This window comes from Humibacillus sp. DSM 29435 (genome assembly GCF_001758225.1).
Taxonomy (GTDB): domain Bacteria; phylum Actinomycetota; class Actinomycetes; order Actinomycetales; family Dermatophilaceae; genus DSM-29435.
In genome coordinates, this window is the sequence record NZ_MAST01000011.1 from 75,944 (window position 1) to 101,364 (window position 25,421).

General features: G+C 69.8%; 26 protein-coding genes and 2 tRNA genes. 12 read left to right on the forward strand and 16 right to left on the reverse strand.

The window, feature by feature from the left end:
• The first annotated feature begins 72 nt into the window (after positions 1-72).
• The 3 genes from BA895_RS09020 (at position 73) to BA895_RS09030 (ending at position 2,490) form a co-directional block, all read left to right on the forward strand.
• Positions 73-588: a DUF5709 domain-containing protein gene (locus tag BA895_RS09020; protein WP_070191565.1), complete on the forward strand. Its 516-nt coding sequence runs from the start codon at positions 73-75 to the stop codon at positions 586-588.
• An 81-nt stretch (positions 589-669) separates the two neighbouring features.
• Positions 670-1,707, forward strand: a complete 1,038-nt coding sequence (locus tag BA895_RS09025) for an adenosine deaminase (RefSeq protein ID WP_070191566.1) — start codon at positions 670-672, stop codon at positions 1,705-1,707.
• A 63-nt stretch (positions 1,708-1,770) separates the two neighbouring features.
• Positions 1,771-2,490: a hypothetical protein gene (locus tag BA895_RS09030; protein ID WP_070191567.1), complete on the forward strand. Its 720-nt coding sequence runs from the start codon at positions 1,771-1,773 to the stop codon at positions 2,488-2,490.
• A gap of 18 nt (positions 2,491-2,508) precedes the next feature.
• Here BA895_RS09030 and BA895_RS09035 read toward each other — a convergent pair whose 3' ends face one another.
• The 7 genes from BA895_RS09035 to BA895_RS09065 form a co-directional block, all read right to left on the reverse strand.
• Entirely contained in the window at positions 2,509-3,582 is a 1,074-nt protein-coding gene (locus BA895_RS09035; protein WP_070191568.1) for a UDP-N-acetylmuramate dehydrogenase, read from the reverse strand.
• A gap of 23 nt (positions 3,583-3,605) precedes the next feature.
• A complete protein-coding gene (locus BA895_RS09040; protein WP_070191569.1) occupies positions 3,606-4,064 on the reverse strand; it encodes a MaoC family dehydratase in 459 nt (152 codons plus the stop codon).
• Complete coding sequence (locus BA895_RS09045; protein ID WP_070191570.1) at positions 4,064-4,510, reverse strand: MaoC family dehydratase N-terminal domain-containing protein; 447 nt, start codon at positions 4,508-4,510, stop codon at positions 4,064-4,066. Before BA895_RS09045 ends, BA895_RS09040 begins: the two co-directional genes overlap by 1 nt.
• A 103-nt stretch (positions 4,511-4,613) precedes the next feature.
• A complete protein-coding gene (gene rpmG / locus BA895_RS09050; protein WP_020143294.1) occupies positions 4,614-4,784 on the reverse strand; it encodes a 50S ribosomal protein L33 in 171 nt (56 codons plus the stop codon).
• 147 nt (positions 4,785-4,931) lie between these two features.
• Positions 4,932-5,008 (reverse strand) — tRNA-Met (locus BA895_RS09055).
• 41 nt (positions 5,009-5,049) lie between these two features.
• A tRNA-Thr gene (locus BA895_RS09060) sits at positions 5,050-5,122 on the reverse strand.
• Between the two features lie 120 nt (positions 5,123-5,242).
• Complete coding sequence (locus BA895_RS09065; protein WP_070191571.1) at positions 5,243-6,136, reverse strand: hypothetical protein; 894 nt, start codon at positions 6,134-6,136, stop codon at positions 5,243-5,245.
• A 59-nt stretch (positions 6,137-6,195) separates the two neighbouring features.
• On the opposite strand from BA895_RS09065, the gene BA895_RS09070 reads away from it, so the two are divergent.
• A complete protein-coding gene (locus BA895_RS09070; protein ID WP_070191572.1) occupies positions 6,196-7,017 on the forward strand; it encodes a hydrolase in 822 nt (273 codons plus the stop codon).
• A gap of 28 nt (positions 7,018-7,045) precedes the next feature.
• Here the strand turns inward: BA895_RS09070 and BA895_RS09075 are convergent, their stop codons facing one another.
• On the reverse strand, positions 7,046-7,249 hold the full coding sequence (locus BA895_RS09075) for a DUF2945 domain-containing protein (protein ID WP_070191573.1): 204 nt from the start codon (positions 7,247-7,249) through the stop codon (positions 7,046-7,048).
• 133 nt (positions 7,250-7,382) lie between these two features.
• Here BA895_RS09075 and BA895_RS09080 point away from each other — a divergent pair, with 133 nt between their 5' ends.
• A complete protein-coding gene (locus BA895_RS09080; RefSeq protein WP_070191574.1) occupies positions 7,383-7,697 on the forward strand; it encodes a hypothetical protein in 315 nt (104 codons plus the stop codon).
• Positions 7,698-7,721: 24 nt separating this feature from the next.
• Positions 7,722-8,963: a cupin domain-containing protein gene (locus tag BA895_RS09085; protein WP_254666399.1), complete on the forward strand. Its 1,242-nt coding sequence runs from the start codon at positions 7,722-7,724 to the stop codon at positions 8,961-8,963.
• Between the two features lie 48 nt (positions 8,964-9,011).
• Here the strand turns inward: BA895_RS09085 and BA895_RS09090 are convergent, their stop codons facing one another.
• Both BA895_RS09090 and icmF read right to left on the reverse strand, forming a co-directional pair.
• Positions 9,012-9,866, reverse strand: coding sequence for a helical backbone metal receptor (locus BA895_RS09090; protein WP_217493869.1), 855 nt, complete (start codon positions 9,864-9,866; stop codon positions 9,012-9,014).
• A 1-nt stretch (position 9,867) separates the two neighbouring features.
• The gene (icmF, locus tag BA895_RS09095) at positions 9,868-13,056 is read right to left on the reverse strand and encodes a fused isobutyryl-CoA mutase/GTPase IcmF (RefSeq protein ID WP_371327703.1); all 3,189 of its coding nucleotides are present in this window, start codon (positions 13,054-13,056) and stop codon (positions 9,868-9,870) included.
• A gap of 156 nt (positions 13,057-13,212) precedes the next feature.
• On the opposite strand from icmF, the gene BA895_RS09100 reads away from it, so the two are divergent.
• The 4 genes from BA895_RS09100 to BA895_RS09115 all read left to right on the forward strand — a co-directional run bounded on the left by BA895_RS09100 (position 13,213) and on the right by BA895_RS09115 (position 19,293).
• Positions 13,213-13,734 carry a MarR family winged helix-turn-helix transcriptional regulator gene (locus BA895_RS09100; RefSeq protein ID WP_070191604.1) on the forward strand — a complete coding sequence of 174 codons (522 nt, stop codon included), beginning with the start codon at positions 13,213-13,215 and terminating at the stop codon, positions 13,732-13,734.
• Positions 13,735-13,911: 177 nt separating this feature from the next.
• Positions 13,912-17,229, forward strand: a complete 3,318-nt coding sequence (lysX, locus tag BA895_RS09105; protein WP_070191576.1) for a bifunctional lysylphosphatidylglycerol synthetase/lysine--tRNA ligase LysX — start codon at positions 13,912-13,914, stop codon at positions 17,227-17,229.
• Positions 17,220-18,335 carry an esterase family protein gene (locus tag BA895_RS09110; RefSeq protein ID WP_070191577.1) on the forward strand — a complete coding sequence of 372 codons (1,116 nt, stop codon included), beginning with the start codon at positions 17,220-17,222 and terminating at the stop codon, positions 18,333-18,335. The genes lysX and BA895_RS09110 overlap by 10 nt, the downstream gene beginning before the upstream one ends.
• Entirely contained in the window at positions 18,328-19,293 is a 966-nt protein-coding gene (locus BA895_RS09115; protein ID WP_070191578.1) for an SGNH/GDSL hydrolase family protein, read from the forward strand. Before BA895_RS09110 ends, BA895_RS09115 begins: the two co-directional genes overlap by 8 nt.
• Before the next feature lie 42 nt (positions 19,294-19,335).
• On the opposite strand, the gene BA895_RS09120 is transcribed toward BA895_RS09115, so the two are convergent.
• Positions 19,336-19,902: an NADPH-dependent FMN reductase gene (locus tag BA895_RS09120; protein WP_254666400.1), complete on the reverse strand. Its 567-nt coding sequence runs from the start codon at positions 19,900-19,902 to the stop codon at positions 19,336-19,338.
• Positions 19,903-19,956: 54 nt separating this feature from the next.
• Here BA895_RS09120 and BA895_RS09125 point away from each other — a divergent pair, with 54 nt between their 5' ends.
• Positions 19,957-20,613, forward strand: a complete 657-nt coding sequence (locus tag BA895_RS09125; RefSeq protein ID WP_254666401.1) for a TetR/AcrR family transcriptional regulator — start codon at positions 19,957-19,959, stop codon at positions 20,611-20,613.
• Positions 20,614-20,775: 162 nt separating this feature from the next.
• Here the strand turns inward: BA895_RS09125 and BA895_RS09130 are convergent, their stop codons facing one another.
• Both BA895_RS09130 and BA895_RS09135 read right to left on the reverse strand, forming a co-directional pair.
• Complete coding sequence (locus tag BA895_RS09130) at positions 20,776-21,099, reverse strand: hypothetical protein (RefSeq protein ID WP_070191579.1); 324 nt, start codon at positions 21,097-21,099, stop codon at positions 20,776-20,778.
• A 206-nt stretch (positions 21,100-21,305) separates the two neighbouring features.
• Positions 21,306-21,629, reverse strand: a complete 324-nt coding sequence (locus BA895_RS09135) for a hypothetical protein (RefSeq protein WP_139142584.1) — start codon at positions 21,627-21,629, stop codon at positions 21,306-21,308.
• A 429-nt stretch (positions 21,630-22,058) separates the two neighbouring features.
• Here BA895_RS09135 and BA895_RS09140 point away from each other — a divergent pair, with 429 nt between their 5' ends.
• On the forward strand, positions 22,059-22,292 hold the full coding sequence (locus BA895_RS09140; RefSeq protein WP_070191581.1) for a hypothetical protein: 234 nt from the start codon (positions 22,059-22,061) through the stop codon (positions 22,290-22,292).
• A 21-nt stretch (positions 22,293-22,313) separates the two neighbouring features.
• Here the strand turns inward: BA895_RS09140 and BA895_RS09145 are convergent, their stop codons facing one another.
• From BA895_RS09145 to BA895_RS09155, 3 genes are read right to left on the reverse strand one after another with little or no spacing between them, the layout of a single operon-like run.
• Complete coding sequence (locus tag BA895_RS09145) at positions 22,314-23,189, reverse strand: carbohydrate ABC transporter permease (protein ID WP_083283153.1); 876 nt, start codon at positions 23,187-23,189, stop codon at positions 22,314-22,316.
• On the reverse strand, positions 23,186-24,076 hold the full coding sequence (locus BA895_RS09150; protein WP_070191582.1) for a carbohydrate ABC transporter permease: 891 nt from the start codon (positions 24,074-24,076) through the stop codon (positions 23,186-23,188). The genes BA895_RS09145 and BA895_RS09150 overlap by 4 nt, the downstream gene beginning before the upstream one ends.
• Positions 24,073-25,374 carry an ABC transporter substrate-binding protein gene (locus BA895_RS09155; protein WP_070191583.1) on the reverse strand — a complete coding sequence of 434 codons (1,302 nt, stop codon included), beginning with the start codon at positions 25,372-25,374 and terminating at the stop codon, positions 24,073-24,075. The genes BA895_RS09150 and BA895_RS09155 overlap by 4 nt, the downstream gene beginning before the upstream one ends.
• Positions 25,375-25,421 lie beyond the last annotated feature (47 nt).

Consider the following 25,421-nt stretch of genomic DNA (forward strand, 5'->3'; position numbering starts at 1 on the left):
CACCGAGTGACCGAGTCACCGAGTCACTGAGTCACTGAGTCACCGAGTCACCGACCCCGAGGGAGAGCCCCGATGAGCGACCAGAACGACAGCATCGACGAGGACCTGACCGTCTACAGCACCGATGAGAGCGACCAGCTCCAGCCCGAGGACACCCTCGAGCAGGAGGACGTCGACGACGTGCTCGACCGCGGCTACTCCCCCGCCGAGACCGAGCGGGGCACCGACGCGTTCGGCACCACGGCCTACGAGGAGTCGCAGGAGGAGACGATCGACCAGCGCATCCTGCAGGAGGTGCCCGACCCGAACTCGGCCTACGGTGCCCCCGACAACGAGAGCGGCCTCGACACCGAGCGGGTGGGCGGCGATGACCCCGACGCGATCGACGCCGAGGACGACTGGCTCGGCGACAACGAGGTCGGTGACGCCCGGGCCGGCCGTCTGGTGGCCGATGACGAAGGGTCGGGTGAAGACTCCGAGAAGCAGGTGTGGGCCAGCGACGTCGGCGTCGACGGGGCCGCCGCTTCGGCCGAGGAGGCGGCGATGCACATCGTCGACGAGATCGCCGACGAGCCCGACGACCGCTGACCCCATCGCTCACCTCTACTGCTCACCTCTCCTGCTCACCCCCGCCGCTCAGCCCCACCGGTGGCTGGCAGACTGAGCGTCGTGCCGCGCAGCGTGACCGATCTCCCCAAGGCCCATCTGCACCTGCACTTCACCGGGTCGATGCGCGTCGAGACCGTTCGTGACCTGGCGCGTCAGCACGGAATCTCCCTCCCCGACGCCCTCACCACGAACTGGCCACCACAGCTCGCGCGTGCCACGGACGAGCGTGGCTGGTTCCGCTTCCAACGGCTCTATGACGCAGCGCGAGCCTGCGTTCGCGGCGAGAGCGACATGCGCCGCATCGTGCGCGAGGCCGCGCACGACGACCACAGCGAGGGGTCGCGTTGGCTCGAGCTGCAGGTCGACCCCACGTCGTACGCCCCGTTCGTCGGCGGGATCACCCCGGCCCTGGAGATCGTGCTCGACGAGGCCCGGGCGGTGTCGCAGAGCGGACGCACCGGAGTGGCGGTCGTCGTCGCGGCCAGCCGGATGCGGCATCCGCTCGAGGCTCGCACCCTGGCGCGACTGGCAGCCCGCTACGTCGGCGACGGACCGGGGCAGGTCGTCGGGTTCGGCCTCTCGAACGACGAGCGGAGAGGCGACACCGCCGAGTTCGCACCGGCCTTCGCGATCGCCCGCCGGGCCGGCCTGACCCTGGTTCCGCACGGCGGAGAGCTGCTCGGGTCGCAGGCGGTGATGGAGACGCTCGAGCATCTGCGGCCCGACCGCATCGGGCACGGGGTCCGGTCGGTGGAAGACCCTCGGGTGCTGAGCGCCGTCGCCGAGTCGGGCGCCACGCTCGAGGTCTGCCCCGGCAGCAACGTGGCCCTGGGGGTCTACGCCTCCCCAGCCGAAGTCCCCCTGCGCACCATCGTCGAGAGCGGCATCCCGGTCGCCCTGGGCGCCGACGACCCACTGCTCTTCGGCCAGCGGCTGTCCGACCAGTACGAGGCGGCCCGCCGCCTCGGCTTCGACGACCACGAGCTGGCCGATCTCGCCCGCCAGTCGCTCGTGGCCAGCCGGGCCCCCGACCAGGTGAGGCAGGCCGCCCTGGCCGACGTCGACGCCTGGCTCGAGGACGCCCGAGCGGCCGGCTGAGAGGTCGAGCGCCGGGCCGTGAGTTTGCTGATCCCACCGGTCGACGGTCATGCTTGACCCGAGATGAAGACACTGACGCCGCAGACCACGACCGCCCCCTCACGCTCGCAGGGCACGGTGCCGACCCCCGCGACGCGGAAACCCGCTGCTCTCGCAGTGCGCTCGTCGCGCCCGTCGCGCCCGCTGCGCCAGCTGGCCGTCGCCGGCATCGTGCTGTCGCTGGCTGCCCTCGGCGCCTGCAGCTCTGACGCCTCCGACACCAGCCCCTCCGCGTCGGCCACCCCCGGCGCGACGAGCCCTGCCCCCGGCACCTCGGTGCCCACGAGCCCGGCAGCCACGACCACCACCCCGGCCCGGGCCGACAAGACGGTCAAGGTGCAGCTCAAGGACGACATCCTCGGGCACGTCATGACGGCCACCAAGCTCTCGCGCAACATCCCCTGGCCCGCCGGCAACCCTGTCGCGGCGGCGTCGTTCGAGATCGTCGGGGTGCAGCTCACCGTCGACGCCGGTGACCGCTACTCCGCCGACGTCAAACCGTCGATGTTCACCCTGAAACCCGGCGCAGCGGCTCCGGTCACGCCCACCACCGAGTTCGGCAAGACTCTCGGCGCCCCGTTGGACACCACGAAGCGCGCTCAGAAGAAGACCGGCTGGCTCTTCTTCAAGGTCGACCGTGGCTCGTCCGGCGCGCTGCAGCTGACCTTCAACCGCCCCGCCTACACGGTGAAGACCACCGGCAAGGCGATCAAGGCCGCCGCGTTCTCCAAGCCGATCGGCTGACCAGGCACTCAGCGGCCCTCAGAGCTGGTCGCCGACCAGCACGGGCTCGTTGACGAGCCGCACGCCGAAGCGGTCGAGCACGCCGTCACGCAGCTGCCGCGCGAGAGCCACCACATCGGATGCCGTCGCGCCGCCGCGGTTGGTCAGGGCCAGGGTGTGCTTCGTCGAGAGGGCGGCCGGCGCCGGGAGGCCGAAGCCCCTGCCGAAGCCGGCCTTCTCGATGAGCCAGGCCGCGCTCGTCTTCACCCGGCCGTCGGGCTCGTCGTAGCGAGGAGGCCGCGCCGCCTCCTCGCCGAGAACCGTGGCGGCTCGTGCGACCAACGCGTCGAACTCGGTCGCGGGCAGGATGGGGTTGGTGAAGAACGAACCGCACGACCACGTGTCGTGGTCGTCGGCGTCGAGCACCATGCCGCGCTGTCGACGCTGGTCGAGAACGGCCTCGCGCACGTCGCCGAGCGGCGCCCTGGCGCCGAGCTCGACCCCGAGCCCGTCGGCCAGAGCCGCGTAGCCCACCGGCGTCGACAGGTCGGCGAGCTCGAGCTGGAAGAGCACGTCGAGCACGACGTAGCGGCTGTCTCCCTTGAACCGTGAGCTGCGGTAGGTGAAGCCGCAGCCGGTGTTGAAGAAGGTGCGAACGGACTGCTCCTGACGGTCCCAGGTGCGTACCTGGGCGATCGTCTGCGAGACGTCCTGGCCGTAGGCCCCCACGTTCTGGATCGGCGTCGCCCCGGTGAGCCCAGGGATGCCGCTGAGTGCCTCGACCCCGGCCCAGCCCTCGGTGACCGCCAGGGCGACCAGCTCGTCCCAGCTCTCACCGGCCGCGACGCGAACCATCGCCCCACTGCAGGACTCAGCCGACTCCCTCGTGATGCCGGTGGTGGCGATGTGCACCACCGTGCCCCGGAAGCCGGCATCCGGGGCGATCAGGTTCGACCCACCCGACACCACGAGCAGGGGCTCGTCGGCGTCGTCGACCTCCCTGACGGCATCGACCAGCTCGTCGGTGGTCGTCACCGTGACGACCCGGTCGGCCGGGCCTCCCACGCGCATGGTGGTCAGGTCGGCGAGCGGTACGGCTGTCTGTTCGTGCACTCGTGAGCCCCGGTCGCCCGGCGTCAGTCGAGCTGAACGACGGCGAGGGCGCGGCCGAGCACCTTCTGCCCGGCGGCCATGGCGGTCAGCTCGACGGTGGCCCGCCGGGTGTCGGCGTCGAGCGTCTTGACGACCCCCGAGACCTCGAGGTCGGCGCCCTCGTCGTAGCTCACGACGACCGGCTTGGTGAAGCGCACCCCGTAGTCGAGCACCCGACCGGCGTCACCGGCCCAGTCGGTGACGACCGTGACGGCCGCCCCCATCGTGAACATCCCGTGGGCGATGACATCGGGCAGGCCGACGCCCTTGGCGAACCGTTCGTCCCAGTGGATGCGGTTGTGGTCGAGCGAGGCGCCGGCATACTGCACGAGGCGCGCCCGGTCGATGTGGATGGTGACCGGGCCGAGCGTCTCGCCGACGCTCACGGCCTCGGCGCGCAGCACGTCGGTGGCTTCTCGGGGGGTGGTCGGCGCGGTGTCCATCACTCTCCTCCTCGGATGACGATCGTCGACATGGCCGTGCAGAGCGGTTCGCCGTCGACCGTGGCGAGCTCGGTGCGCGTCGTCACCATGGCGTGGCCGCCGGCCTCGCGCACGGTGTCGACGTGCAGCGTGCCGACGACGGCGTCACCGGCCGTCAGGGGGCGATGGTGGGCGAACTTCTGCTCGCCGTGCACCACGCGCGAGTAGTCGATGCCGGCCTCGGGGTCGGCCACGAGCTGGGCGTCACACTGCTGGGCGATGAGCACCGCGAACGTCGGCGGGGCGATGACGTCGGAGTAGCCGCGCGACCGGGCGAGGTCGGCGTCGACGTGCACCGGGTCGGTCGCCCCGACCGCCTCGGCGAACTCACGGATCTTCGCTGCGCTGACGCCGTAGGGCGCGGTGGGCGGGTAGCTGCGCCCTTGGAACTCGGAGTTGACCGGCATGGCGCCAGCCTAGCCACTGGGAGTCAGGGCGCGATGCAGGGTCAGACGACACCGCTCCCCCGGCCGGTGGCCGAGGGAGCGGTGGACGATGGTCGTGCTGGGTTCAGCGGGTCTCGCGGTGCTCCGTGTGCTTGCCGCACTTCGGGCAGAACTTGTTCATCGCGAGGCGGTCGGGGTTGTTCCGACGGTTCTTCTTGGTGATGTAGTTGCGGTCCTTGCAGTCCACACACGCCATCGTGATCTTCGGACGGACGTCGCTGCTCTTGCTGGCCACGGCAACCTGCTCTTTCGGGAACGTGCTGGATGAATCGGTGGAACCTCGCTGGGCGCGCGCAGGAGGCGCGACGGTCAAGGCTACGGGACGCCGGGGCGTTTCGAGAAATCGACCAGATCGTCGTCTCGAGACGCTCCGGCGCGCCGATGGTAGCGGGAGGGAGGCTCGATCTCCCGACCTCACGATTATGAGTCGTGCGCTCTAACCAGCTGAGCTACCCCGCCCCGGGCGGATGCCGCTCGCTACCGAGCGACGTTCCGACCAGAGCCCCAATAGGGAATCGAACCCTAGACCTTTTCCTTACCATGGAAACGCTCTGCCGTCTGAGCTATTGGGGCACGGTGCCCGCCTCGCCGAGGCGTCGCGAGCGACCGGTTGTGCAGCGGCGAGACTACACGGTCGTCGTCGTCGATACGAAATCGGAAGTCGACCTCAAACCCGATGCCGACCCGCAGCGGTCACGACGACTCGTCGTGGGAGTCGAGCGAACGCTGCGCCTCACCCTCGGCCCGCTCGGCGGCATCCCGGATGCCGGTCGCCTCGGCGAGCTCACCGGCCACCTTCTCGAGGCGGGACCGGGCCGTGGCGAGGCGGCGTTCGAGGTCGGCGATGCCCTCGGTGACCTCCTCGTGCCGCGCCGTCAGCACCGCGACCTGACGGTCGGCGGCGCGCAGGGATGCTCGAGCCGTGTCGAGCGTGCCGGTCAGACGAGATCGCCGCTCGGCCCGGCGGGCCACCCGCCGGTCGGCGAGGTCGACCGCAGCGCCGCCACCCTGGAGCACCTCGAGATCGGGTCGACCATCGGTCGGGGAGGTCTCGTCGACTCCGCCGGCCTCGGGCAGGTCGTTCACCGCCACGACGTCGTCGATGTCGACCGACCCGAACCCCGAGTACGAAAGGGCACGCACGAGCGACCCGGTCATGACGGAGGCCTCGGCCTGCTCGTCCGCGATCAGCGCCGTGAGGGTGTCACGCACCTCCTGCTGCACGGTCGCGCCCAGCGCCTGCCCGCTCGTGCGGGCGGCTCCGGCGATGGCGTCGGCGAGCGCGTCCACCCGGCCGGCCCGCTCGCGGCCCAGGACGCGCAGCTGGTCGGCGTCAAGCGTTCGCTGCGCGGTTCGCAGCAGCTGCGCGAACTCCCGCAGGTCGGCGACGCCGTCACCGTCACCCCGAACGTACTGGTTGACCGCCCACGCTGCCACGGTCGGCTTGCGGAGGCGAGAGACGGAGGCCGCGAGCGCCTTGTCGCCCGCGGCGCGAGACTGCACCACCAGCTCGGTGCGCAGCGGGGTGAACCTGGCCAGAGGGGCGGCGTAGAGCTGCTCGACCGCGGCGCGCAGGTGCAGGATCACGACAGCATCCTCCCGCAGTCGTGGTGGCGCGTCGCGGACGGGAGCGAGAAGGTGGTGGCGTGATCTGGATCTGTGCGACCTGTGCCGTTGAGACGGCTGACCTGACCGCGGCGCCCGACTCGTGTGCCGTGTGCACCGATGACCGGCAGTGGGTGCCCGAGACGGGCCAAAAGTGGACCACGATCGACGAGCTGGGATCGGCCGGTACCCGCATCGAGGTGATCGACGTCGAGCCCGAGCTCTGGGGGCTGAAGGCCGACCCCGGGGTGGGGATCGGCCAGCAGACGATGGTGGTTCGCACCCCCGAGGGCGTCGTGCTCTTCGACTGCCTCGGCTATCTCGATGACGCCACCGTCTCCTTCGTGCGCACTCTTGGCCCCACGATCGCCGTCGCTGCGAGCCATCCCCACATGTACGGGGTGCAGACCGAATGGGCGAGAGCCCTCGGTGACGTGCCGATCCTCGTGGCCGACCGCGACCGCGAGTGGGTGCGCCGTTCCGACCCGCTGGTCACCTTCTACGACCAGCAGCACGAGATCACCGCCGGGCTCACCCTGCACCGGGTCGGGGGCCACTTCAGCGGGCAGGCAGTGCTCGAGTGGTCGACCGGCAATGAGGGCCGAGGGGTGCTGTTCGCGGGAGACGCGATCTTCCCGAACCCCGACCGAAAGTCGGTGAGCTTCCTGCGCAGCTACCCGAACCGGATCCCCCTGTCGGGCAACGTCGTTCAACGGATTGCCGACCAGGTGGAGGCCCTGCACTTCGACCGTCTCTACAACAACTTCGGTGCTGTCGTTCCGCGACGTGCACAAGCGGTCGTACGGTTCTCGGCCGATCGCCACGCAGCCTGGACCCGCGGAGACTTCGACCACCTCACCTGACACCGTCACGGCGCTGCACCTTCGTGGGTCAGGAGAGGTCGAGCGACGACGCCTTGTGCGCGGCCCGCGCCCCCGACTTCTTCGACTCCACGATCCAGTAGGGCTCGTCGTCGGAGGCGTTGAACTTCTGGCCGTCGTGGGTGAAGGGCTTGACCCGTTTCTCGACGGCGGTGCCGATGGTGCGGCCCTGCGAGGTGTTCCAGTGAACGGTGTCTCCCGTGCTGATGCTCATCGGCTGATTGCAACACGGAAGCCGACCGGGCGCCACGGCTCGACCCAGAGGGTGCGCTCGGGGCCGGTACAGGGTAGGAACGAGGCAGCGACACCATCTGGTGCCGTGTCACTCTCTTCAAGGAGGAACAGACATGAGCGACACCCCGATGGACCCGAGCACCGAAGGCCCGGCTGACGGCGGCGCTGACGCCGGCACCCACGACGGCGGAGCAGACGGCGGAGCCGAGGGCACCGCTGACGGCGGCGCTGACGCCGGCACCCACGACGGCGGAGCAGACGGCGGCGCCGACAGCGGTGCAGACACCGAGGGCCCCGCTGACGGCGGAGCTGACGCCGGCACCCACGACGGCGGTGCAGACGGCGGTGCAGACGGCGGAGCCGAAGGCCCGGCTGATGGCGGGGCGAACGTCGGCACCCACGACGGCGGAGCCGACGGCGGCGCGTGAGCTGCGGCGAAGGCTGAACCCACCGTGACCGACAGCATCATCGGGAGCCGAGTGTCCGCGCCGGTGCGCGGGCACTCGGCTCTCTCCCGTGTCATCGCCGTCGAAGCCGATGACTTCGCTGACCGCTACTGGGGCCGCGAGCCGCTGGTGTCGCGGGCCGATGACCTGCCGGGGTCGGTGGCCGACCTCTTCGGGGTCGCTGCTGTCGACGAGCTCGTCTCCCAGCGCGGCTTGCGTGCGCCCTTCCTGCGCGTGGCCAAGAACGGCACCACCTACGGTGACCGCGACTTCACCGACAGCGGCGGCGTGGGCGCCGCCGTGGCCGACCAGGTCAGCGACGACAAGCTGCTGAACCTCTTCGCGGGCGGAGCGACCCTCGTGCTGCAGGGCCTGCACCGCACCTGGCCCGCGTTGATCGCCTTCAGCCAGCAGCTGGCCGGCGAGCTCGGGCATCCCGTGCAGGCCAACGCCTACGTGACCCCGGCCCAGAACACCGGCTTCAGCGACCACTACGACGTGCACGACGTGTTCGTCATCCAGGTGTCGGGCGAGAAGACCTGGCGGGTGCGCCCGCCGGTGCAGACCGCTCCCCTCCGCGATGACCCGTGGAGCAATCACCGCGTCGCCGTCGAGCGGGCTGCCACGGAGCCGCCGCTGCTCGAGTTCACTCTGCGCCCCGGCGACTGTCTCTATCTGCCGCGCGGGTTCCTGCACTCCGCAACGGCTCTCGGCGGGGTCAGCACCCACCTGACCCTCGGGGTTCACGTCTGGACGCGCCGCCACCTGGCCGACGAGCTGTTGGCCCTCGCCATCACCAGGGCCAGCCGTGACGAGTCCCTCCGCACGTCCCTGCCGGCCCTCGCGGACGCGTCCGACGCCTCCGTGATCAATGACGACGTCGAGATCGCCCGCGCCGCCCTGGTGCGGGCGCTGGCCGACCTCGACGTGGCCGACGTGGCGCGCGCCATGGCGACGAGGGTGAGACGTTCGCAGCGCGCCGCTCCCGTCGCGCCCGTGGCCCAGACGCTGGATGCCGCACAGCTGGGCGAGCGCGACGGCATCCGTCTGCGAGCACATCTCGCCGCCACCCTGACCGCAGTCTCCGAGGGGGCGGTCGTGCGTAGCCGGGTGGCCGACTTCCGGCTGAGCTCCGCGGAGGTGGAGGCTGTCTCCTCGTTGCTGTCGCAAGGCTCGGCCGCCGTCACCGAGCTCGGTCTCGAGCTCTCCCGACGGCTGGTACTGGCCGGCATCGCCGTTCGCGACTGAACACAGGCTGCCCTCCGCCCCGGGGCAGACCCCCACCTGCACCGGCGGTCAGGCCGTCACGGCCGCCGTCAGGGCGGCCTTGGCCCCGACCAGGCTGGGGCCGTACCAAGTCAGCAGCCGTCCGCTGACGAGTGCGGTGCGAGCCCGGCTGAACGCCTCGGGCCCGTCGTCGGCGGTGAACACGTAGGGCTCGTCGGGCAGCAGCACGACCTCGACGTCGTCGCGGTCGAGCTGCGCCAGCTCGACGCTCGGATAGCGCCCGGTGACCGCGTGACCGGTTGCAGGATCGGTTGCGGGGCTGCCGGCGAACACGTTGTGCCAACCCAGCCGGGCCACGAGGTCACCGGTGAAGGTCGAAGGTCCGACCACCATCCACGGGTCACGCCAGATCGCCACCGCCACTCGCAGGGTCGCTTCGGGCAGCGGGCCGGCCCATTCCTCGCGGGCCTCGACCAGCCACTGGGGCGTCTCGACCCGGAGTGCGTCGGTGAAGAGGCGCTCGATGGAGTCGAGCCCCTGGGGCACCGTCTCGATGTCGGTCACCCAAACCGGGATGCCGCGTTCGCGCAACCGTCGGACGTCGAGCTCGCGGTTCTCCTCCTTGTTGGCGACGACAAGGTCTGGCGCCAGCGCCGCGATCGCTTTGAGGTCAGGGTTCTTCGTGCCCCGCACCCGCCCGAGGTCAAGGTCGGGCGGATGGGTGCACCAGTCGGTCGCGCCCACCAGCCGCTCACGGCACGTGGCGGCGATGGCCTCGGTGATGGACGGGACGAGTGACACGATGCGCCGCACCTCGTGAGCCAGCGGGGCGGCATCCCCGAGGTCGTCTCGGCCCGGTCGACCGCCGCGCTCTCGGGAGTCGGTAGGGCCTGCTGGTGGCGACGAGCCCGCTGGGGTGGGCACGTCAGACGTTGCGGCGGTACTGGCCGCCGACCTCGAAGAACGCCTCGGTCACCTGCTGCAGGGAGCACACCCGGGCTGCGCGCATGAGCACCTCGAAGACGTTGTCGTCACCCACCGCTGCCGCCTTCAGCTCGGTGAGGGCCGCCTCTGCCTCGGCCTCATGGCCGGCCCGGAAGGCCCGCACCCTTCCCAGCTGCCCCTGCTTCTCCTCCTCGGTGCCGCGCGCCAGCACGACCTTGCGAGGTGTCTCGCCCTCGTGCGGGTTGCGGAAGGTGTTGACACCCACGATCGGCAGGCTGCCATCGTGCTTGCGGTGCTCGTAGAGCATCGACTCGTCCTGGATGCGGCCACGCTGGTAGCCGGTCTCCATGGCCCCGAGCACGCCGCCGCGGTCGGTGATGCGGTCGAACTCCTTGAGCACGGCTGCCTCGACGAGGTCGGTGAGCTCGTCGATGACGAACGAGCCCTGCAGGGGGTTCTCGTTCATCGCCAGGCCCCACTCCCGGTTGATGATGAGCTGGATCGCGAGCGCACGGCGCACCGACTCCTCCGACGGGGTGGTCACCGCCTCATCGAACGCGTTGGTGTGCAAGGAGTTCGCGTTGTCGTAGATCGCGATGAGGGCCTGCAACGTGGTGCGGATGTCGTTGAAGTCCATCTCCTGCGCGTGCAGGCTGCGACCCGAGGTCTGCACGTGGTACTTCAGCTTCTGCGACCGCTCGTTGGCGCCGTACTTGTCGCGCATCGCGACCGCCCAGATGCGTCGGGCGACCCGGCCGAGCACGGAGTACTCGGGGTCCATCCCGTTGCTGAAGAAGAAGCTGAGGTTGGGGGCGAAGTCGTCGATGGCCATGCCTCGAGCGAGGTAGCTCTCGACGTAGGTGAACCCGTTGGACAGGGTGAACGCGAGCTGGCTGATGGGGTTGGCCCCGGCCTCGGCGATGTGGTAGCCCGAGATCGAGACGGAGTAGAAGTTACGCACCTGGTGGGAGATGAACCACTCCTGCACGTCGGCCATCATCCGCAGCGAGAACTCGGTGCTGAAGATGCAGGTGTTCTGGCCCTGGTCCTCCTTGAGGATGTCGGCCTGCACCGTGCCCCGCACGTTCGCCAGGGTCGTCGCCCGGATGCCGTCCGCCTCCTCCGCGGTCGGCTCGCGCCCCTCCTTCTGCTGGAAGCGCTCCAGCTGCTGGTCGATGGCGGTGTTGAGGAAGAAGGCCAGGATGGTCGGGGCCGGTCCGTTGATCGTCATCGACACCGACGTTGTCGGGCTGACGAGGTCGAACCCGTCGTAGAGCACCTTCATGTCGTCGAGGGTCGCGATGGACACGCCTGAGGTGCCGACCTTGCCGTAGACGTCGGGGCGCGGGTCGGGGTCGCGCCCGTACAGGGTGACCGAGTCGAACGCGGTCGAGAGCCGGGTGGCCGGCTGACCCTCGGAGAGCAGCTTGAACCGGCGGTTGGTGCGGAAGGGGTCGCCCTCCCCCGCGAACATCCGGGCGGGGTCCTCACCTTCACGCTTGAACGGAAAGACGCCGGCCGTGAAGGGGAAGACGCCGGGCAGGTTCTCGCGTCGCCAGAACTTCACCAGCTCACCGTGGTCGGAGTAGTGCGGGAGCACGACGCGAGGAATCGGGTTGCCCGACAGTGACATCCGGGTCAGCTTGGTGCGCAGCTCCTTGCCGCGAACGTGCGTCACGTGCTCGTCGCCGGAGTACGACGCCACGACCGCGGGCCAACCGGCGAGCGCCTCCGAGACCTCGGTCGGCAGCGCAGTGCGGGCCGCTTCCAGCAGGCCCTCGACGCCCGAGGTCTCAGAGCCCGCGTCGTCGAGCTCGGTGAGCACCGCCTCGAGCCGCTGCACCCGGGTCGCCGCGACGGCGTACTGACCGGTCTTCACGTGGTAGTCGCGCACCGTGTCGCTGATCTCGGCCAGGTAGCGAACGCGAGACCCCGGCACCACGGTGGCGAAGCGCGTCGACTGTTTCGTGGTGACCACCGGCAAGGCGCCCTCGTCGACCGGCATCCCCTTGTCGGCCAGCAGCTTTCGCAGCTCTTGGTAGAGAGCGGTCACCCCGTCGTCGTTGAAGGTCGCCGCCGAGGTGCCGTAGACGGGCATGTCGCCGGGGCCCTGACCGAAGGCCTCGCGGTTGCGCACCATCTGGCGACCGACATCGCGCAGCGCGTCTTCGGCCCCGCGGCGCTCGAACTTGTTGATGGCCACGACGTCGGCCAGGTCGAGCATGTCGATCTTCTCCAGCTGGCTGCTGGCCCCGAACTCGGGGGTCATGACGTAGAGCGAGATGTCGGCGAAGTCGACGATCGCAGCGTCTCCCTGCCCGATTCCCGGCGTCTCGAGCACGATGAGGTCATAGCCGGCCGCCTTGACGCTGTCGATCACGTCGGGCAGGTTCGTCGGCACCTGGTTGCCTCCGCGCGTCGCCAGGCTGCGGAAGAACACCCGGTCGCCGTCGAGCGAGCTCATGCGGATGCGGTCGCCGAGCAGGGCGCCACCGCCGCGGCTGCGAGTCGGGTCGACGGCCAGCACTGCGATGCGCAGCTTGTCCTGCTGGTCGAGGCGCATCCGTCGCACCAGCTCATCGGTGAGCGAGCTCTTGCCCGAGCCACCCGTGCCGGTGATGCCGAGCACCGGCACCGTTCGCCGGGCGGCGGCCTCGCGGATGCCGCTCAGGGTGGCATCGTCGATGTCACCTTCCTGGGCGCCGGTGATGGCTCGCGCGAGGGCGGCTCGCTCGCCGGCCAGGATGGACTCGATCGTCGGTGCGCTGATGTCCCAGGGGTCGAAGTCGCAGTCGGCGATGATCGCGTTGATCATGCCCGCCAGGCCCAGACGCTGGCCGTCCTCGGGGCTGAAGATCGTGACACCCGACTCGCGCAGGCGCGCGATCTCGTCGGGCACGATGACGCCACCGCCGCCGCCGACCACCTTGATGTGACCGGCCCCGTTCTCACGCAGCAGGGTGGTCAGGTACTCGAAGTACTCGACGTGGCCGCCCTGGTAGGAGCTGACGGCCACCCCCTGCACGTCTTCCTCGATGGCCGCGTCGACGACCTCCTGCACCGAACGGTTGTGGCCGAGGTGCACGACCTCGGCCCCTTGGCTCTGCATGATGCGTCGCATGATGTTGATCGAGGCGTCGTGCCCGTCGAAGAGGGCCGATGCGGTCACCAGTCGCACGTGGTGCTTCGGCTCGTGCGGTTGCTGCGGGCGGTGGGGTGCTGACGGCTGTGGGCTCACGCAAGGCCTCCGAAGTTGATGTCGACCCCAAAATACTAGGACTTCCTATTAATGGACGTCAACGTGACGCTCCTCTACGCTGTGCTCATGACGGCTGAGCCACGCGAGGACGCGAAGCGGCTCGCCTTCGACCCCATCGACGCAGCCCGGGCGCAGTGGGCCCACAACGGCTGGGCCGAGGCCGCTGACGGCATGGCCGTGATCACCTCGCTCATGCGGGCCCACCAGATCGTGCTCGCCCGCGTCGAGGCGACCCTGCGCCCGCTCGGGGTGACGTTCGCGCGCTACGAGGTGCTGATGCTGCTCTGGTTCAGCAGCCGGGGCACGTTGCCGATGAAGGTGATCGCCTCCCGCCTGCAGGTGCATCCGACGAGCGTGACCAATGCCGTCGACCGCCTGGAGGATGCCGGTCTCGTGACGAGGTCGACACATCCCGACGACCGCAGGGCAGTCATCGTGGCGTTGACCCGCGGCGGTCGCGAGCTGGCCGAGCGAGCCACCGCCGCGCTCAACGCCGAGGTCTTCGAACGTCCCGACCTGACCGATGCAGACCTGCGAGACCTGTTCGAGGTGCTCTCGCGGCTGCGAAGCACGGCCGGCGACTTCTGACGGCTCGCGGCTTGTCGGCGCACGTCGCACGTCGAGCCGGGGCGATCGACCAGCCGCAGCCTCTTGCCGAGGAAAGCGTGGCCGACCGTGCGCTCCTGAACGGAAGCAGTCGATCCCCCAGCAGGCTCGGAGCCGACGTGCAGCCGCCTCCCAGACAACGAGTCCATCGTCGTGGCCATGGGAGCTTTTCGCCGGGCCGAACCCGCGACTCACCGCTCCACCCGGCTTCTCACCGCAACCTACGCTGCGGCCACGCTCGTTGCCCTGGTGCTGACGCTCGGCGTGCGCCGTAGCTTCCGACCCAGCGGTGCGGAGGCCTTCTTCGGCCTGCTCAACGTGCCGGTGGCGCCCACCGTCTTCTCGGTCGCCATGCTGGGCCTGACCACCCGGGCCCTGCTGGGACGCAAACGTATCGGTCTCTGGCTGGTCGCAGTCTTCCAGCTGATGGGCCTGGCGCTCGGCGCCATCGAGCTGCTGAAGTCCCAGCTCCCGCTCGATGAGCTGTGGGAGACCCGGGGCTCGCTCGGCCGCGGTCTCGACATCGCCGCGATGGGCGTGGCCCTCGTCGTGCTCTGGTGGCTGTGGCGCACCCGAGCCCAGTTCACCGGACGGCTGCAGCCCGGATCGTGGTGGCTGGCCGTCGCGGCGCTCGTCGCGGGAAGCCTGTTCACGGTCGGTGTCGCCTGGCTCCTCATCGGCGCTGTCGGAGCGCCCCGGTCGCAGGTGCGCACCGTCGTCGCCACGGTGCTCGCCGCGCTGGGCGGCCTCAGCCGCCACGACCTGCCGGCCATCCCGCCGTGGGTGATCGACCTCGTCGCGGTACTCGCCACCATCACGATCCTCGGGGCCCTGCTGCTCTTCGTGGCCTCCGCCAGACCCCGCAGCCGGTGGTCACCCGACCGTGAGCTGGCGCTTCGACGCCTGCTGGCCTCACACGGTGGGGCCGACTCCCTCGGCTACTTCGCAACCCGTCGAGACAAGTCGACGACCTTCTCGGGCGACGGCCGAGCGGTGGTCGCCTATCGCGTCATCGGTGGGGTGTCGCTCGCCTCCGGTGACCCGGTCGGAGACCCTGACTCATGGGTCGCCGCGATCGCCGCCTGGCGAGCCGAGTCCCGCGAGCTCGGGTGGGTGCCCGCCGTGCTCGGCGCCAGTGAGGGCGGAGCGCGGGCCTATGCGGCAGCCGGCATGCAGCTGCTCCTGATGGGCGACGAGGCCATCCTCGACCCGGAACGCCACGACCTTCGTCGGGCGTCGATGGCTCCCGTTCGCCACGCGGTCAAACGGGCGGTTCGGGCGGGCGTCGTCGTGCAGATTCGACGTCAGGAGGACATCGGCCTCGACGAGCTCGCCGAGCTCAGCCGGGACGCCGACGACTGGCGCACGGGCGACACCGAGCGTGGGTTCTCGATGGCACTGGGTCGAACCGCCGATCCGGCTGACGGCCTCGTCGTGCACGTCACCGCCCGCAACGCTGCCGAAGAGCTCGTCGGGCTGCTCACCTTCGCACCCTGGGGCCGGCACGGACTCTCCCTCGACCTCATGCGCCGGTCGCCCGATGCCCCCGGCGGCACCACCGAGCTCATGGTGAGCGCGCTTCTCACGGGGGCAGCCTCGGTCGGCGTGCGTCGGGTCTCGCTCAACTTCTGCCTGTTCCGTGGAGTGTTCGACGATGCGAGCCGTCTCGGGGCGCGGCCCCTCACGCGGCTCAACGCCTCCGTGCTGGGCCTCTTCGACCGCTTCTGGCAGATCGAGCGGCTCTACCGTGCCACGCAGAAGTACGAACCCACCTGGTCTCCCCGGTTCCTCTGCCACGACGACGCCGTGGCGCTGCCCCAGGTGCTGGTGGCGGCTGGTGCCGCAGAGGGTTTTCTGCCGTGGCCCTTTCGTCGGTCGACCGGCGGAGCTCTCGACGCCAAGCACCTGCAGGAGCTCCGAACGATCGACCAACCGGCCGGCGACCCCCTGGACACCGGCCCGCAGCGCTCGGAACGGTTCCGGCACCGCCTGGGAGCCCTGGAGCGGTTGCGTCGCTCGGGACGGGAGGCCTACCCACCCGGGGCCGGGCCACCCTCGGCGCACATCGGGTCGATCTCGGCGCAGGCCTGGAGCACACCGACCGCTCTCGACGTCGTCGGCCGTGTCCGCACCGTGCGCGACCACGGCGGCGTGGTCTTCGCGACGCTCGTCGACGGTGCCGACAGCGTGCAGGTGGTGCTCGACGCCACCACGCTGACTCAATGCCAGGTCGATGAGTTCACCACGACCGTCGACTCCGGCGACCTGATCCGCATCGAAGCCGTCACCGGCACGTCACGTCGTGGCACGCCGAGCCTGCTGCTGCGCACCTGGCGCATGGAGGCGAAGTCACTGCATCCCATCCCCTTCGGCACCTTCAGCGACCCGAAGGCCCGAGCGCGTCAGCGGTCGACCGATCTGCTCGTGCACCCGGGCGAGCTCGCGCTGCTCCGCACTCGTTCGCAGGTGGTGGCCGACCTGCGCCGCCTCCTGAATGACGAGGGCTACCTGGAGGTCGAGACCCCAATACTCCAGAGCGTTCACGGCGGCGCCACCGCCCGCCCCTTCCGCACCTACATCAACGCCTACGGTGTCGACCTGTCGTTGCGGATCGCACCCGAGCTCTACCTCAAGCGGCTGCTCGTCGCCGGCATGGGCCCGATCTTCGAGCTGGGCCGCAGCTTTCGCAACGAGGGCGCCGACGCGACGCACAACCCGGAGTTCACCTCGCTCGAGGTCTACCAGCCGCACGGCGACTACACCACGATGCGCCGGCTCACGGAGCATCTGGTCAAAGAAGCTTCCCGCAGCATCCACGGGTCGCCAGTGATTCCCCTTCAGACCCGTTCGACCGGCAGCGAGCCAACCGCCCCCGAGCTGGTCGACATCAGCGGTGAGTGGCCGGTGGTCAAGGTGCTCACCGCGGTGTCGCGGGCTCTCGGGCGTACCGTCACGATCGACACCGACATGGACGAGCTGGTCGGGCTGGCCGGGCTGCACCACGTGACCGTGCTCCCCGACATGGGAGCCGGGGGCGTCATCGAGGCTCTCTACGCCGCACTCGTCGAGCCGACCACGTTCTACCCGACGTTCTACACCGACTTCCCGGCCGAGACCTCCCCCCTGACCCACCCGCACCGGTGCGAGCCCGGACTCGCCGAACGCTGGGACCTCGTGATCGCCGGGATGGAGGTCGGTACGGCCTACAGCGAGCTGACCGACCCCGTGCTGCAGCGACGACGGCTCACCGAGCAGTCGCTCAGGGCAGCGGCCGGCGACAGTGAGGCCATGGAGCTCGACGAGGACTTCCTGCTGGCGCTCGAGCTGGGGATGCCGCCCAGTGGCGGCCTGGGTATCGGGGTCGACCGCCTCGTGATGCTGCTCACCGGCACCTCGATCCGCTCGGTTCTCACCTTTCCGTTCGTCCGCCCGGAAAGCACCGACCGCGACCTTCCGAAGGCCGCTCCATGGAACTGACCGACACCTCGCTGATGGTGGCGCTGGCGCTGCTGGCCCTCGCATTTTTCGCCCTCGTGGTGATCGGCTGGCCCCGCTGGGGAGGTGGTGTCGCCCGAGGGGTGACCCGGGGCGCCCAGGTCGTGATGCTGAACCTGCTCGTGGTCGCCCTGTGTGGTGCCGCCCTCAACGACCAGTACCTCTTCTACTCGAGCTGGAGCGACCTCTTCGGCTCTCGCTCCAGCTCGGTGCACCTGCACCACGGCGGCTCGGCCCAGGACGTCGTGACCGCCACGGTTCGCGGGCCCGGGTTCGCGGGGATCAGCTCCCCCGCGGCCCTGCCGAAGCTGCCCGAACCAGGGTCCCCGTTGCAGACCTACACCGTCGTCGATCGCCGGGTCGGCTACAACGGGCAGGTGCTGGTGCACCTCCCGGCCGGCTACGACGCCCATGCTGCCCGGACCTACCCGGTCGTCATCGGGCTGCATGGCTTTCCGAGCTCGCCGGCGCGCTTCGTGCGGCTGCCCTTCATCTCGACCATCGACAAGCTGACCGCCGAGCACAAGATGGCCCCAACCATCGTGGTGGTCCCCCGCATCGACACGCCGTCGACGCTCGACACCGAGTGCATCAACGGACCGGCCGGGCAACCGCAGACCGAGACCTGGCTCGCGCACGACCTCCCGCTCTGGGTCGCCCACCACTTCCGGGTGCAGAGTCGACGCACGAGCTGGGCGGTGGTCGGCGCGTCCTACGGCGGCTGGTGCGCGGCGACGCTCGCAATGCGCCATCCCGACGTCTTCGGCGCGGCCGTCGTGATGGAGGGCTACTTCCGCCCTGACTTCAGCTCGACGTACGACCCCCTCTCGACCAGCACGCTGGAGCGCTACGACCTCGTGGCGATCGCGCACTCCTCCCCTCCCCCGCTCGCCATGTGGGTGCTCAGCTCGAGAGAGGACCCCCTGTCGTACCCCACGACCTCAAGGTTCCTCAGTGTGGCCCGGGCCCCGCTCGACGTCACCGCCGTCGTACTCAAGCACGGGGGGCACCGAGACCAGGTCTTCGAGCCGTTCGTGCCGGAGGCGACCATCTGGCTCGCCCAGACGCTGCCCGGCTTTCATGCCTGACGCGGGCGGGAGCGTGCCCCGGCCGGCGCTGGGGCGACGCACCGTGGCGGCGCTCGCCCTCGTCGTGGTTGCCGTGGTGGGCGGACTCTGGGCCGTCGGTGCCAGCCCGGGCGGCCCGGCATCCTTGCTGACCGCCCCTTCAGGAGGCGCCACGACGTCGGTGTCGAGCCCAACGGGCACACCGAGCAGGACAGCTCCAACGAGCACGACGGCTACAACGAGCACGACGGATGCCGGTACCCGACCACGGGCCGCTGAACCGCTGACGCTGGTCGGCCTCGGTGACTCCGTGCCGGCCGCCTCGACCTGCGGGTGCACAGGCTACGTCGAGCTGCTGGGGCAGTCGCTCCATCGTGCAACGCGGCGCCCCGTGGTCGTGCACAACGACTCGGCGGGCGGCGCAACCACCTCGGACGTCGAGCAGAACCTGCGTGACGCTCAGATCGTGGCCGACCTCTCGCACGCCGACCTCGTGACGGTGGAGATCGGCGCCAACGACTTCGATCTCGACCAGGTCGACGACCCGGCCTGCCTGCCGGTCGTCACCTCACCGTGCTGGGCCGACACGCTGACCGGCCTGCGCACCGGACTGACCGACATCGTCTCCGGGATCCGGGACCTCGACGCCAACCCTGACGTACGGATCGCTCTCATCGGCTACTGGAACGTCACGCTCGACGGTGACGTCGGCGCCGCACGCGGTGGGGCGTTCGTCGCCGGCAGCGATGCCCTCACCCGAGCCGTCAACGCGACCATCTCGGCGGTCGCCACCAGCAGCCACTCGGTCTACGTCGACGCCTACTCGCCCCTCAAGGGAACCGGATCACTCGACCCCACTTCGGCTCTGCTCGACGACGGCGACCACCTCGACGCCAAGGGTCACGCCATCCTGGCCAACGCCGTGCTCGGCGCCTTGGCGGCGGCGGGCGTCGTCACGGCGCTCACCCCTTCCCCCTGACGGGCGGACGCGGCGGGGCGGGGCGGGGCGGGGCGGGGCGGCTCAGGCTGCGACGACGGCCGTCTCGTGGTCGGCGAGGGCGCGAAGGGCGTCGCTGAGCCGAACGAAGACCTCGGGGTCTCCGGTCACGTCGGCCTCGATCGTCGACTGCGATACCGCGATGTCAGACACGACCACGGCTCCGGCGATGCCGGCTGAGCGGCGGGCGGCCTCATGGGCCCACTTGCCGCCGTACGGGGTCGGGGTGGCGCCCACGACGGCGAACGGCTTGCCGACGATGGCTCCCGCACCGTAGGGCCGAGACAGCCAGTCGATCGCGTTGCCCAGCACGGGGGGCATCGTGCCGTTGTGCTCGGGCGTCACCGCGAGCACCCGGTCGGCCGCGGCCACCCGGTCACGCAGGGCCCGCACGGAGGCAGGAGCCGAGTCGCCGTCGATCTCCTCGTTGTAGAAAGGCAGCTCGCCCAGACCCTCGACGATCTCGACCTTGACGTCGGCCGGCGCGCTGTCGCGCAACCGCTCGGCGATCTGCCGGTTCACCGAGTCGGCCCGAAGGCTTCCGACGAGAACAGCAACGGTGGTCTGCGAGGCCTGCTCAGAAATAGTCACAGATTCGCAAACGGACCCTGGTCCGCTTGTATTCCCTGGCGCTAGGATCGCCGCGTGTCCACCGGCGGCGACCTCATCTCTCTCGGTGCCATCACTCTTGGTGGCACCTCTGTTGGTGACAGCTCTGTAGGTGACATCTCTCTCGGTGCTCGACCCCCGCGCGCCGATGCCGTACGCAACCGCGAAGTACTGCTCGAGGCCGCACACCGGCTGGTGGCCCAGCGCGGGGCCGATGCCCTGACCATGGCGCAGGTGGCCGACGAGGGCGGCGTCGGCAAGGGCACCGTCTACCGGCGGTTCGGCAGCCGAGAGGGCCTGATGGCCGCCCTGCTCGACCATTCGGAGGCGAGGTGGCAGGCCGCCGTCATCTCAGGGCCACCACCGCTGGGCCCTGGCGCCCCACCACTCGACCGGTTGCTGGCCTTCGGAGCCTCCCGGCTCGAACGCAACCTGGCCAGCGCCGACCTCATCGTCGCGGCGGGAAGCGACCAGCGGCGACCGCTCGGAGCGCTCAGGTTCGTCGCCGCCCACGTTCGTCAGCTGTTGCTCGCTCTGGAGATCGGGGGCGACACCAACCTGCTGACCAGTGCGCTGCTGGCCCCGTTGGAAGCCTCGGTGGTGAGCATCCAGGTCAGCGACCAGGGCGTCGACCCCGCCCAGATCCTGGCCGGCTGGACCGACCTCGTGCGCCGGGTGGTGCGCACCGACTGACGACGACCTGGGTCGGTCGGGCGGTCAGTCGGGCCCGGCCGGGCGCAGTCCGGCTCGGCCGGGCGCGGTCTGGCGCAGTCCTGCTCGGCCGGGCGCGGTCGGGCGCGGTCGGGCCCGGCCGGGTGCAGTCGGAGCGAATGCGCGCCCGTCGGGGCGAGGGGATCAACCCTGGTCGGGTGAGTTCTCAGCGTCGCCCCCGGCGCCGGTGAGCGGTCGGCGTGCGTCGGGGGTGTACCCACCTGCGCCTGCGCCGGCGACCGCCGTGCCCGACCCGTCCGCCGAAAGGGTGTCGAACGGCGGTTCTGTGACCGGGTGGTCAGGTGTCGCCGCGACCGATGACGTGGCAGTGGGTGCGTCAGCATCGGCGTTGAGCGTCTCGTGACCGGGCTGGCCATCCTTGGAGCGTCGGCCCTGCATGAGGAACAAAGCGGCACCCCCCACCAGCACGACCAACATGATCACGAAGACAACGACTCCGGGTTTCATCACAGCTCCTAGCAAGAAGGGTTCGTCGGGCACATACCCAGCCGCCCCGTTCCTGCCTTTCCCGGCGGCGCAGGCCCTCGCGCCGACCCAGGGTCATGTCCCCGCACACCGCGCGACACCACCACTACACACCAAGGCCCACCACCCGGGCAGCGGCCTTGAGGCAGCCGCTGGTGGCGGTTGACGTGACCGGTGAACCTGACCCTTCAGGCGTGCCCGGCCAGAGGCTCGGCCTCGCCGCCGCCGCCGATGAGCGGCCGCCGACCGTCGGCGGTGTAACCCCCGGCACCCGCACCCGCGATCGCCGAGCTGGACCCGTCGGCGGCGAGGGTGTCGAACGACGGCTCGGAGACCGGGTGGTCAGCAGTGGCCGTCACCGCCGTGAGGGCTTCGGGGGACTCGGCGTTCGCGTTGAACGTCTCGTGCCCGGTGTTGCCATCTCGCGAGTGGCGGCTGGGCAACAGGAACACGGCCCCACCTCCGACCAACAGGATGACCATGATGACGAGAACGACCATTCCGGTATCCATGTGCAGCTCCCAGAGAACTCGCTCGGGTCACTTCCAACCGAACCGGCCACGACGTGGTGCCCGCGCGTTCTTCTCAAGGTAGCCCTCCCGCACCCGTGCTGAACAGAGCGAGCGCACCCGGGACGGGTGACGGTTGGACGTCCGACCCGGTGACGCGCGCGGCTACCGTTCGAACATGAGCGCGTCCGGCGGCGGGTCGGCAGAACCCCCACCCACTCCATCACCCAACCGGCCCACGTCATGGGCCAGGCGGCGCCCTGACGTGGCTGACCCCGGCGCTCGGGGCCGCGGCTCGCGGCGGGTCTGGTGGGGGCCTGCTCGGACTGTCCAATACGGTCACCGCCGGGATCGTCAGCGCCCTGGGTCGAGAGGTCACTGCGCCCACCGGAGCCGGCCGCACCACGGTGCTGATCGGCTCCGTCCAGACCGATGCCGCCATCCCAGATTCTCGCCTCCGGCCGCGCGGACCACCCGTGGTTCGGCATGGCCACCGCCGACCTTCCCCAGCAGGGTTCGAACCGTACCGGGATGTTCGTTCAGGCGGTCACCGCCGGCGCCGCTCGGCTGGTACTCACCTCCAAGGTCGGGTCCACGGTGAGGGTCGAGTACCAGCGCAGTGAGCAGCAGGCGACGAGCACCCTCACACTGGCTGAGCAGCCCTGAGCCCGAAGGCGACCCGCCGTGTCACCGGATGCCGCTGCGCGCGAAGCCTTGCACGAAGTAGCGCTGGAAGACCAGGAAGAGCAGCACCATCGGTCCGACGTTGAGCAGAGCGAAAGCCATGGTGGCGCCGTAGTCGGAGCCGAACTGGCCCTGCAGGTAGAGCAGGCCGATGGGCAGCGTGAACAGCTCGTTCTGCTTGAGCGCGATGAGCGGCCAGGCGAAGTCGTTCCAGGTCTGCAGCAGGCTCATGAAGAAGAGCACGGCGATCAGCGGCTTCGACAGCGGCAGGACGATCTTGGTGAACACCTGCAGCTGACCGGCCCCGTCGATGCGAGCCGCGTCGATGAGGTCGCGCGGGATGGCGAGGATGAACTGCCGCGAGAGGAACACCCCGAACGCCGAGGCGGCCGTAGGGAGGATCACCGCCCAGTAGGTGCCGTACAGGTGGGCGTTGGAGACGAGCCGGAAGAGCGGAACCATGATCACCTGCACCGGCAGCATGAGGGTCGACAGGGCGAGCAGAAACAGCCAGTTCGAGCCCCGGAAGCGCAGCTGGGCGAAGGCGTACCCGGCGAGCAGGCTGACCGTGACGCTGATGAGGGCGACGACCAGCGAGATCGCTACCGAGTTGCCGAACCAGGTGGCGACCGGGAACGACGAAAGCACCCGGTCGAAGTTCTCCGTCGTGAACGCACGAGGCCACAACCGCAGGTCGCCACTCAACAGGTCGGCCCGGCTCGACAGGGCGACGACGACCATCCAGTAGAGCGGGAAGATGATGACGGCCGCGATGACGATCGCGAGTGCGAGCCTGGCCAGGTAGCCCGCCCGCCCGCGCCGACGAGTCGAGCGCGGACCGGCATCCTGCTTGACGGCGGTGCTGGCAGACGCGCTCATTCGACCAGATCCCGGGTGCGGCTCGTACGCCAGCGCACGAGCGTGAAGAGCAGGCTCAGGGCGAGCAGGAACATGCCGATGGCGGCGGCGTAGCCCTGGTCACCGGTGACGAAGCCGTTGTCGTAGGCGTAGGTGACCAGCACCGACGTGGCGTTCTCGGGGCCACCCCCCGTCATCACGAAGACCAGGTCGAAGACCTGGAAGGAGTAGACGACGTTGAGGATGAGCAGGAAGAACGACGACGGGCCGACGAGCGGCACGGTGAGATAACGGAAACGCTGCCACCACGAGGCGCCGTCGAGCCGAGCCGCCTCGTAGAGCTCGAGGTTGATGCCCTGAAGACCGGCCAGGTAGATCAGCATGTTGAAGCCGACCCGCCACCACAGGGTCACGATCAGCACCGACGCGAACGCTGCCGTGCCCCCCGACTGCCAGTTGACCGCCGGCAGCCCGACCGAGCGGATCAGCTTGTCGAGGATCCCGGTGTCCTGGTCGAAGACGAGCACCCCGATGAGGGCGGTCGCGACGCCGGAGATCGCCATCGGCACGATCATGATCGAGCGGAACACTCCTCGGGCCGGCAGCACCGAGTTGAGCAGCACGGCGATCCCCAGCCCGATGGCCATCGACACCGGGGTGACGATCACCGTGAACAGCACCGTGTTCACGGTCGAACGCCAGAACACCGGGTCGGTGGCCAGCCGGGTGTAGTTGTCGAAGCCGACGAACCGCCCGGCGCCGAACCCGTTGGTCTGCTGGAAGCTGATGACCACGGCCCAGCCGAGGGGAACCAGGACGAAGACCGTCAGCAGCACCATGTTCGGCGCGATGAAGGCGTAGCCCGTCAGTGACTCCCCACGGTTCAGCCGCGAGCGACGCGAGGTCACGACGCGGTGGCCTTGCCGATGCCGTCGGAGATGTTCTTGATCGTGGTAGCGGTGTCCTGACCGCCGACGAACGCCTGCTCGAGCTGGTCCTTGAGCACGGTGATGATCTTCGACATGGAGGGGGAAGCCACCTGTCCCGAGTCTCGGGGCAGCACGGTGCTCGCCTGGCCGAGGAAGACGGGTGACAGCTCGGGGCGCACCTTGAACATGATGCCGTCCTTGCTGAGGTCGCGGCGGGTGGGCAGCAGCGACGCCCCCTCACAGAAGCCCTTCATCTGCTCGGCGTCGGTCATGAAGGCCAGGAACTTCGCTGCCAGCTCAGGGTTCTTCGTCTTCGCCGTGGCGACGAGCGCGTTACCGCCGAAGTCACCGGCCGAGCGAATGTTGCGTGGTGAGTACGTCGCTCCCCATTCGAAGTCGAGGCTCGTAGCGGCATCGGGGATCAGGAACGCCCCACCGAAGTTCATCGCCGTCGTCTGGGCGTACCAGAGGTCGGCAGCGAGCTTCGTCGACTTGACCGAGCTGTTCTGGGGAACCAGCTTGTTGGCGAAGAAGCTCTTGGTGAAGTCGACGGCCTTGCGCCCCGCATCGGAGTCGATCGCCGGCGTGACGAGGTCGTCGGCGAGGAATCGCCCGTCGACCTCGAAGAGCCAGCTGAGCCAGCGCGTCACACCGTTGCCCTGCCAGTTGTAGGCGAAGGGGTAGCGGTCAGCGGGCAGGCTCTTCCGCAGCTGCTGGGCCACCTTCTCGAACTGCTCCCACGTCCAAGCCTGCTCGAGGGAGGTCGGAATGTCGGTGACGCCGGCCTTGGTGAGCAGGGCCTTGTTGTAGAGGATGACGGTGGTGTCGGTGTGGTGCGGCACCCCGAACGGCTTGTTCTTGTTCTGCACCGCTGCCCACGCCTGTGGCGTGAACCGGTCGCTGAAGCCGCTCGGCATGCTCGCGCTGAGGTCGAGCAGCTGCCCGCGCCCTGCGTAGCTGCCGAAGGTGTAGTACGGCACCCGAAAGATGTCGGGCGGGTTGCCCGCCTGCAGCTGGGCGTCGATGTTGGTGAACATCTGCGCGTAGGGCACCGAGTTGAGAGCCACCTTCGAGCCGGCGTTGGCCTTCTCGAAGGCAGCGATGGCCGTGCGGAAGCCGGCCAGCTCGGCGTCGGTGCCCCACGTGGTGAAGGTGAGGGTATCGGTGCCCGACTCGGCCGGTCCGCTGGAGGACGGCGCGAAGCCGCATCCGGCCAGGACGACAGGGAGGGTGAGTGCCCCGGCTGCGGTCAGAAAGTGACGACGATCGAGTTCCATGCGGATGCTCCTGAAGAGTGGGGGTTCCCGCCGACTCCCTGGGGCGG

What these genes read in the sequence shown, in the direction of transcription:
- BA895_RS09115 (WP_070191578.1), top strand. Translation starts at nt 18,328, where the DNA reads ATGCCTGACGCGGGCGGGAGCGTGCCCCGGCCGGCGCTGGGGCGACGC.
- BA895_RS09020 (WP_070191565.1), top strand. Translation starts at nt 73, where the DNA reads ATGAGCGACCAGAACGACAGCATCGACGAGGACCTGACCGTCTACAGC.
- BA895_RS09030 (WP_070191567.1), top strand. Translation starts at nt 1,771, where the DNA reads ATGAAGACACTGACGCCGCAGACCACGACCGCCCCCTCACGCTCGCAG.
- BA895_RS09145 (WP_083283153.1), bottom strand. Translation starts at nt 23,189, where the DNA reads ATGAGCGCGTCTGCCAGCACCGCCGTCAAGCAGGATGCCGGTCCGCGC.
- lysX (WP_070191576.1), top strand. Translation starts at nt 13,912, where the DNA reads ATGGGAGCTTTTCGCCGGGCCGAACCCGCGACTCACCGCTCCACCCGG.
- BA895_RS09135 (WP_139142584.1), bottom strand. Translation starts at nt 21,629, where the DNA reads ATGGATACCGGAATGGTCGTTCTCGTCATCATGGTCATCCTGTTGGTC.
- BA895_RS09100 (WP_070191604.1), top strand. Translation starts at nt 13,213, where the DNA reads ATGACGGCTGAGCCACGCGAGGACGCGAAGCGGCTCGCCTTCGACCCC.
- BA895_RS09075 (WP_070191573.1), bottom strand. Translation starts at nt 7,249, where the DNA reads ATGAGCATCAGCACGGGAGACACCGTTCACTGGAACACCTCGCAGGGC.
- BA895_RS09040 (WP_070191569.1), bottom strand. Translation starts at nt 4,064, where the DNA reads ATGGACACCGCGCCGACCACCCCCCGAGAAGCCACCGACGTGCTGCGC.
- BA895_RS09140 (WP_070191581.1), top strand. Translation starts at nt 22,059, where the DNA reads ATGCCGCCATCCCAGATTCTCGCCTCCGGCCGCGCGGACCACCCGTGG.
- BA895_RS09130 (WP_070191579.1), bottom strand. Translation starts at nt 21,099, where the DNA reads ATGAAACCCGGAGTCGTTGTCTTCGTGATCATGTTGGTCGTGCTGGTG.
- BA895_RS09110 (WP_070191577.1), top strand. Translation starts at nt 17,220, where the DNA reads ATGGAACTGACCGACACCTCGCTGATGGTGGCGCTGGCGCTGCTGGCC.
- BA895_RS09080 (WP_070191574.1), top strand. Translation starts at nt 7,383, where the DNA reads ATGAGCGACACCCCGATGGACCCGAGCACCGAAGGCCCGGCTGACGGC.
- BA895_RS09155 (WP_070191583.1), bottom strand. Translation starts at nt 25,374, where the DNA reads ATGGAACTCGATCGTCGTCACTTTCTGACCGCAGCCGGGGCACTCACC.
- BA895_RS09045 (WP_070191570.1), bottom strand. Translation starts at nt 4,510, where the DNA reads ATGCCGGTCAACTCCGAGTTCCAAGGGCGCAGCTACCCGCCCACCGCG.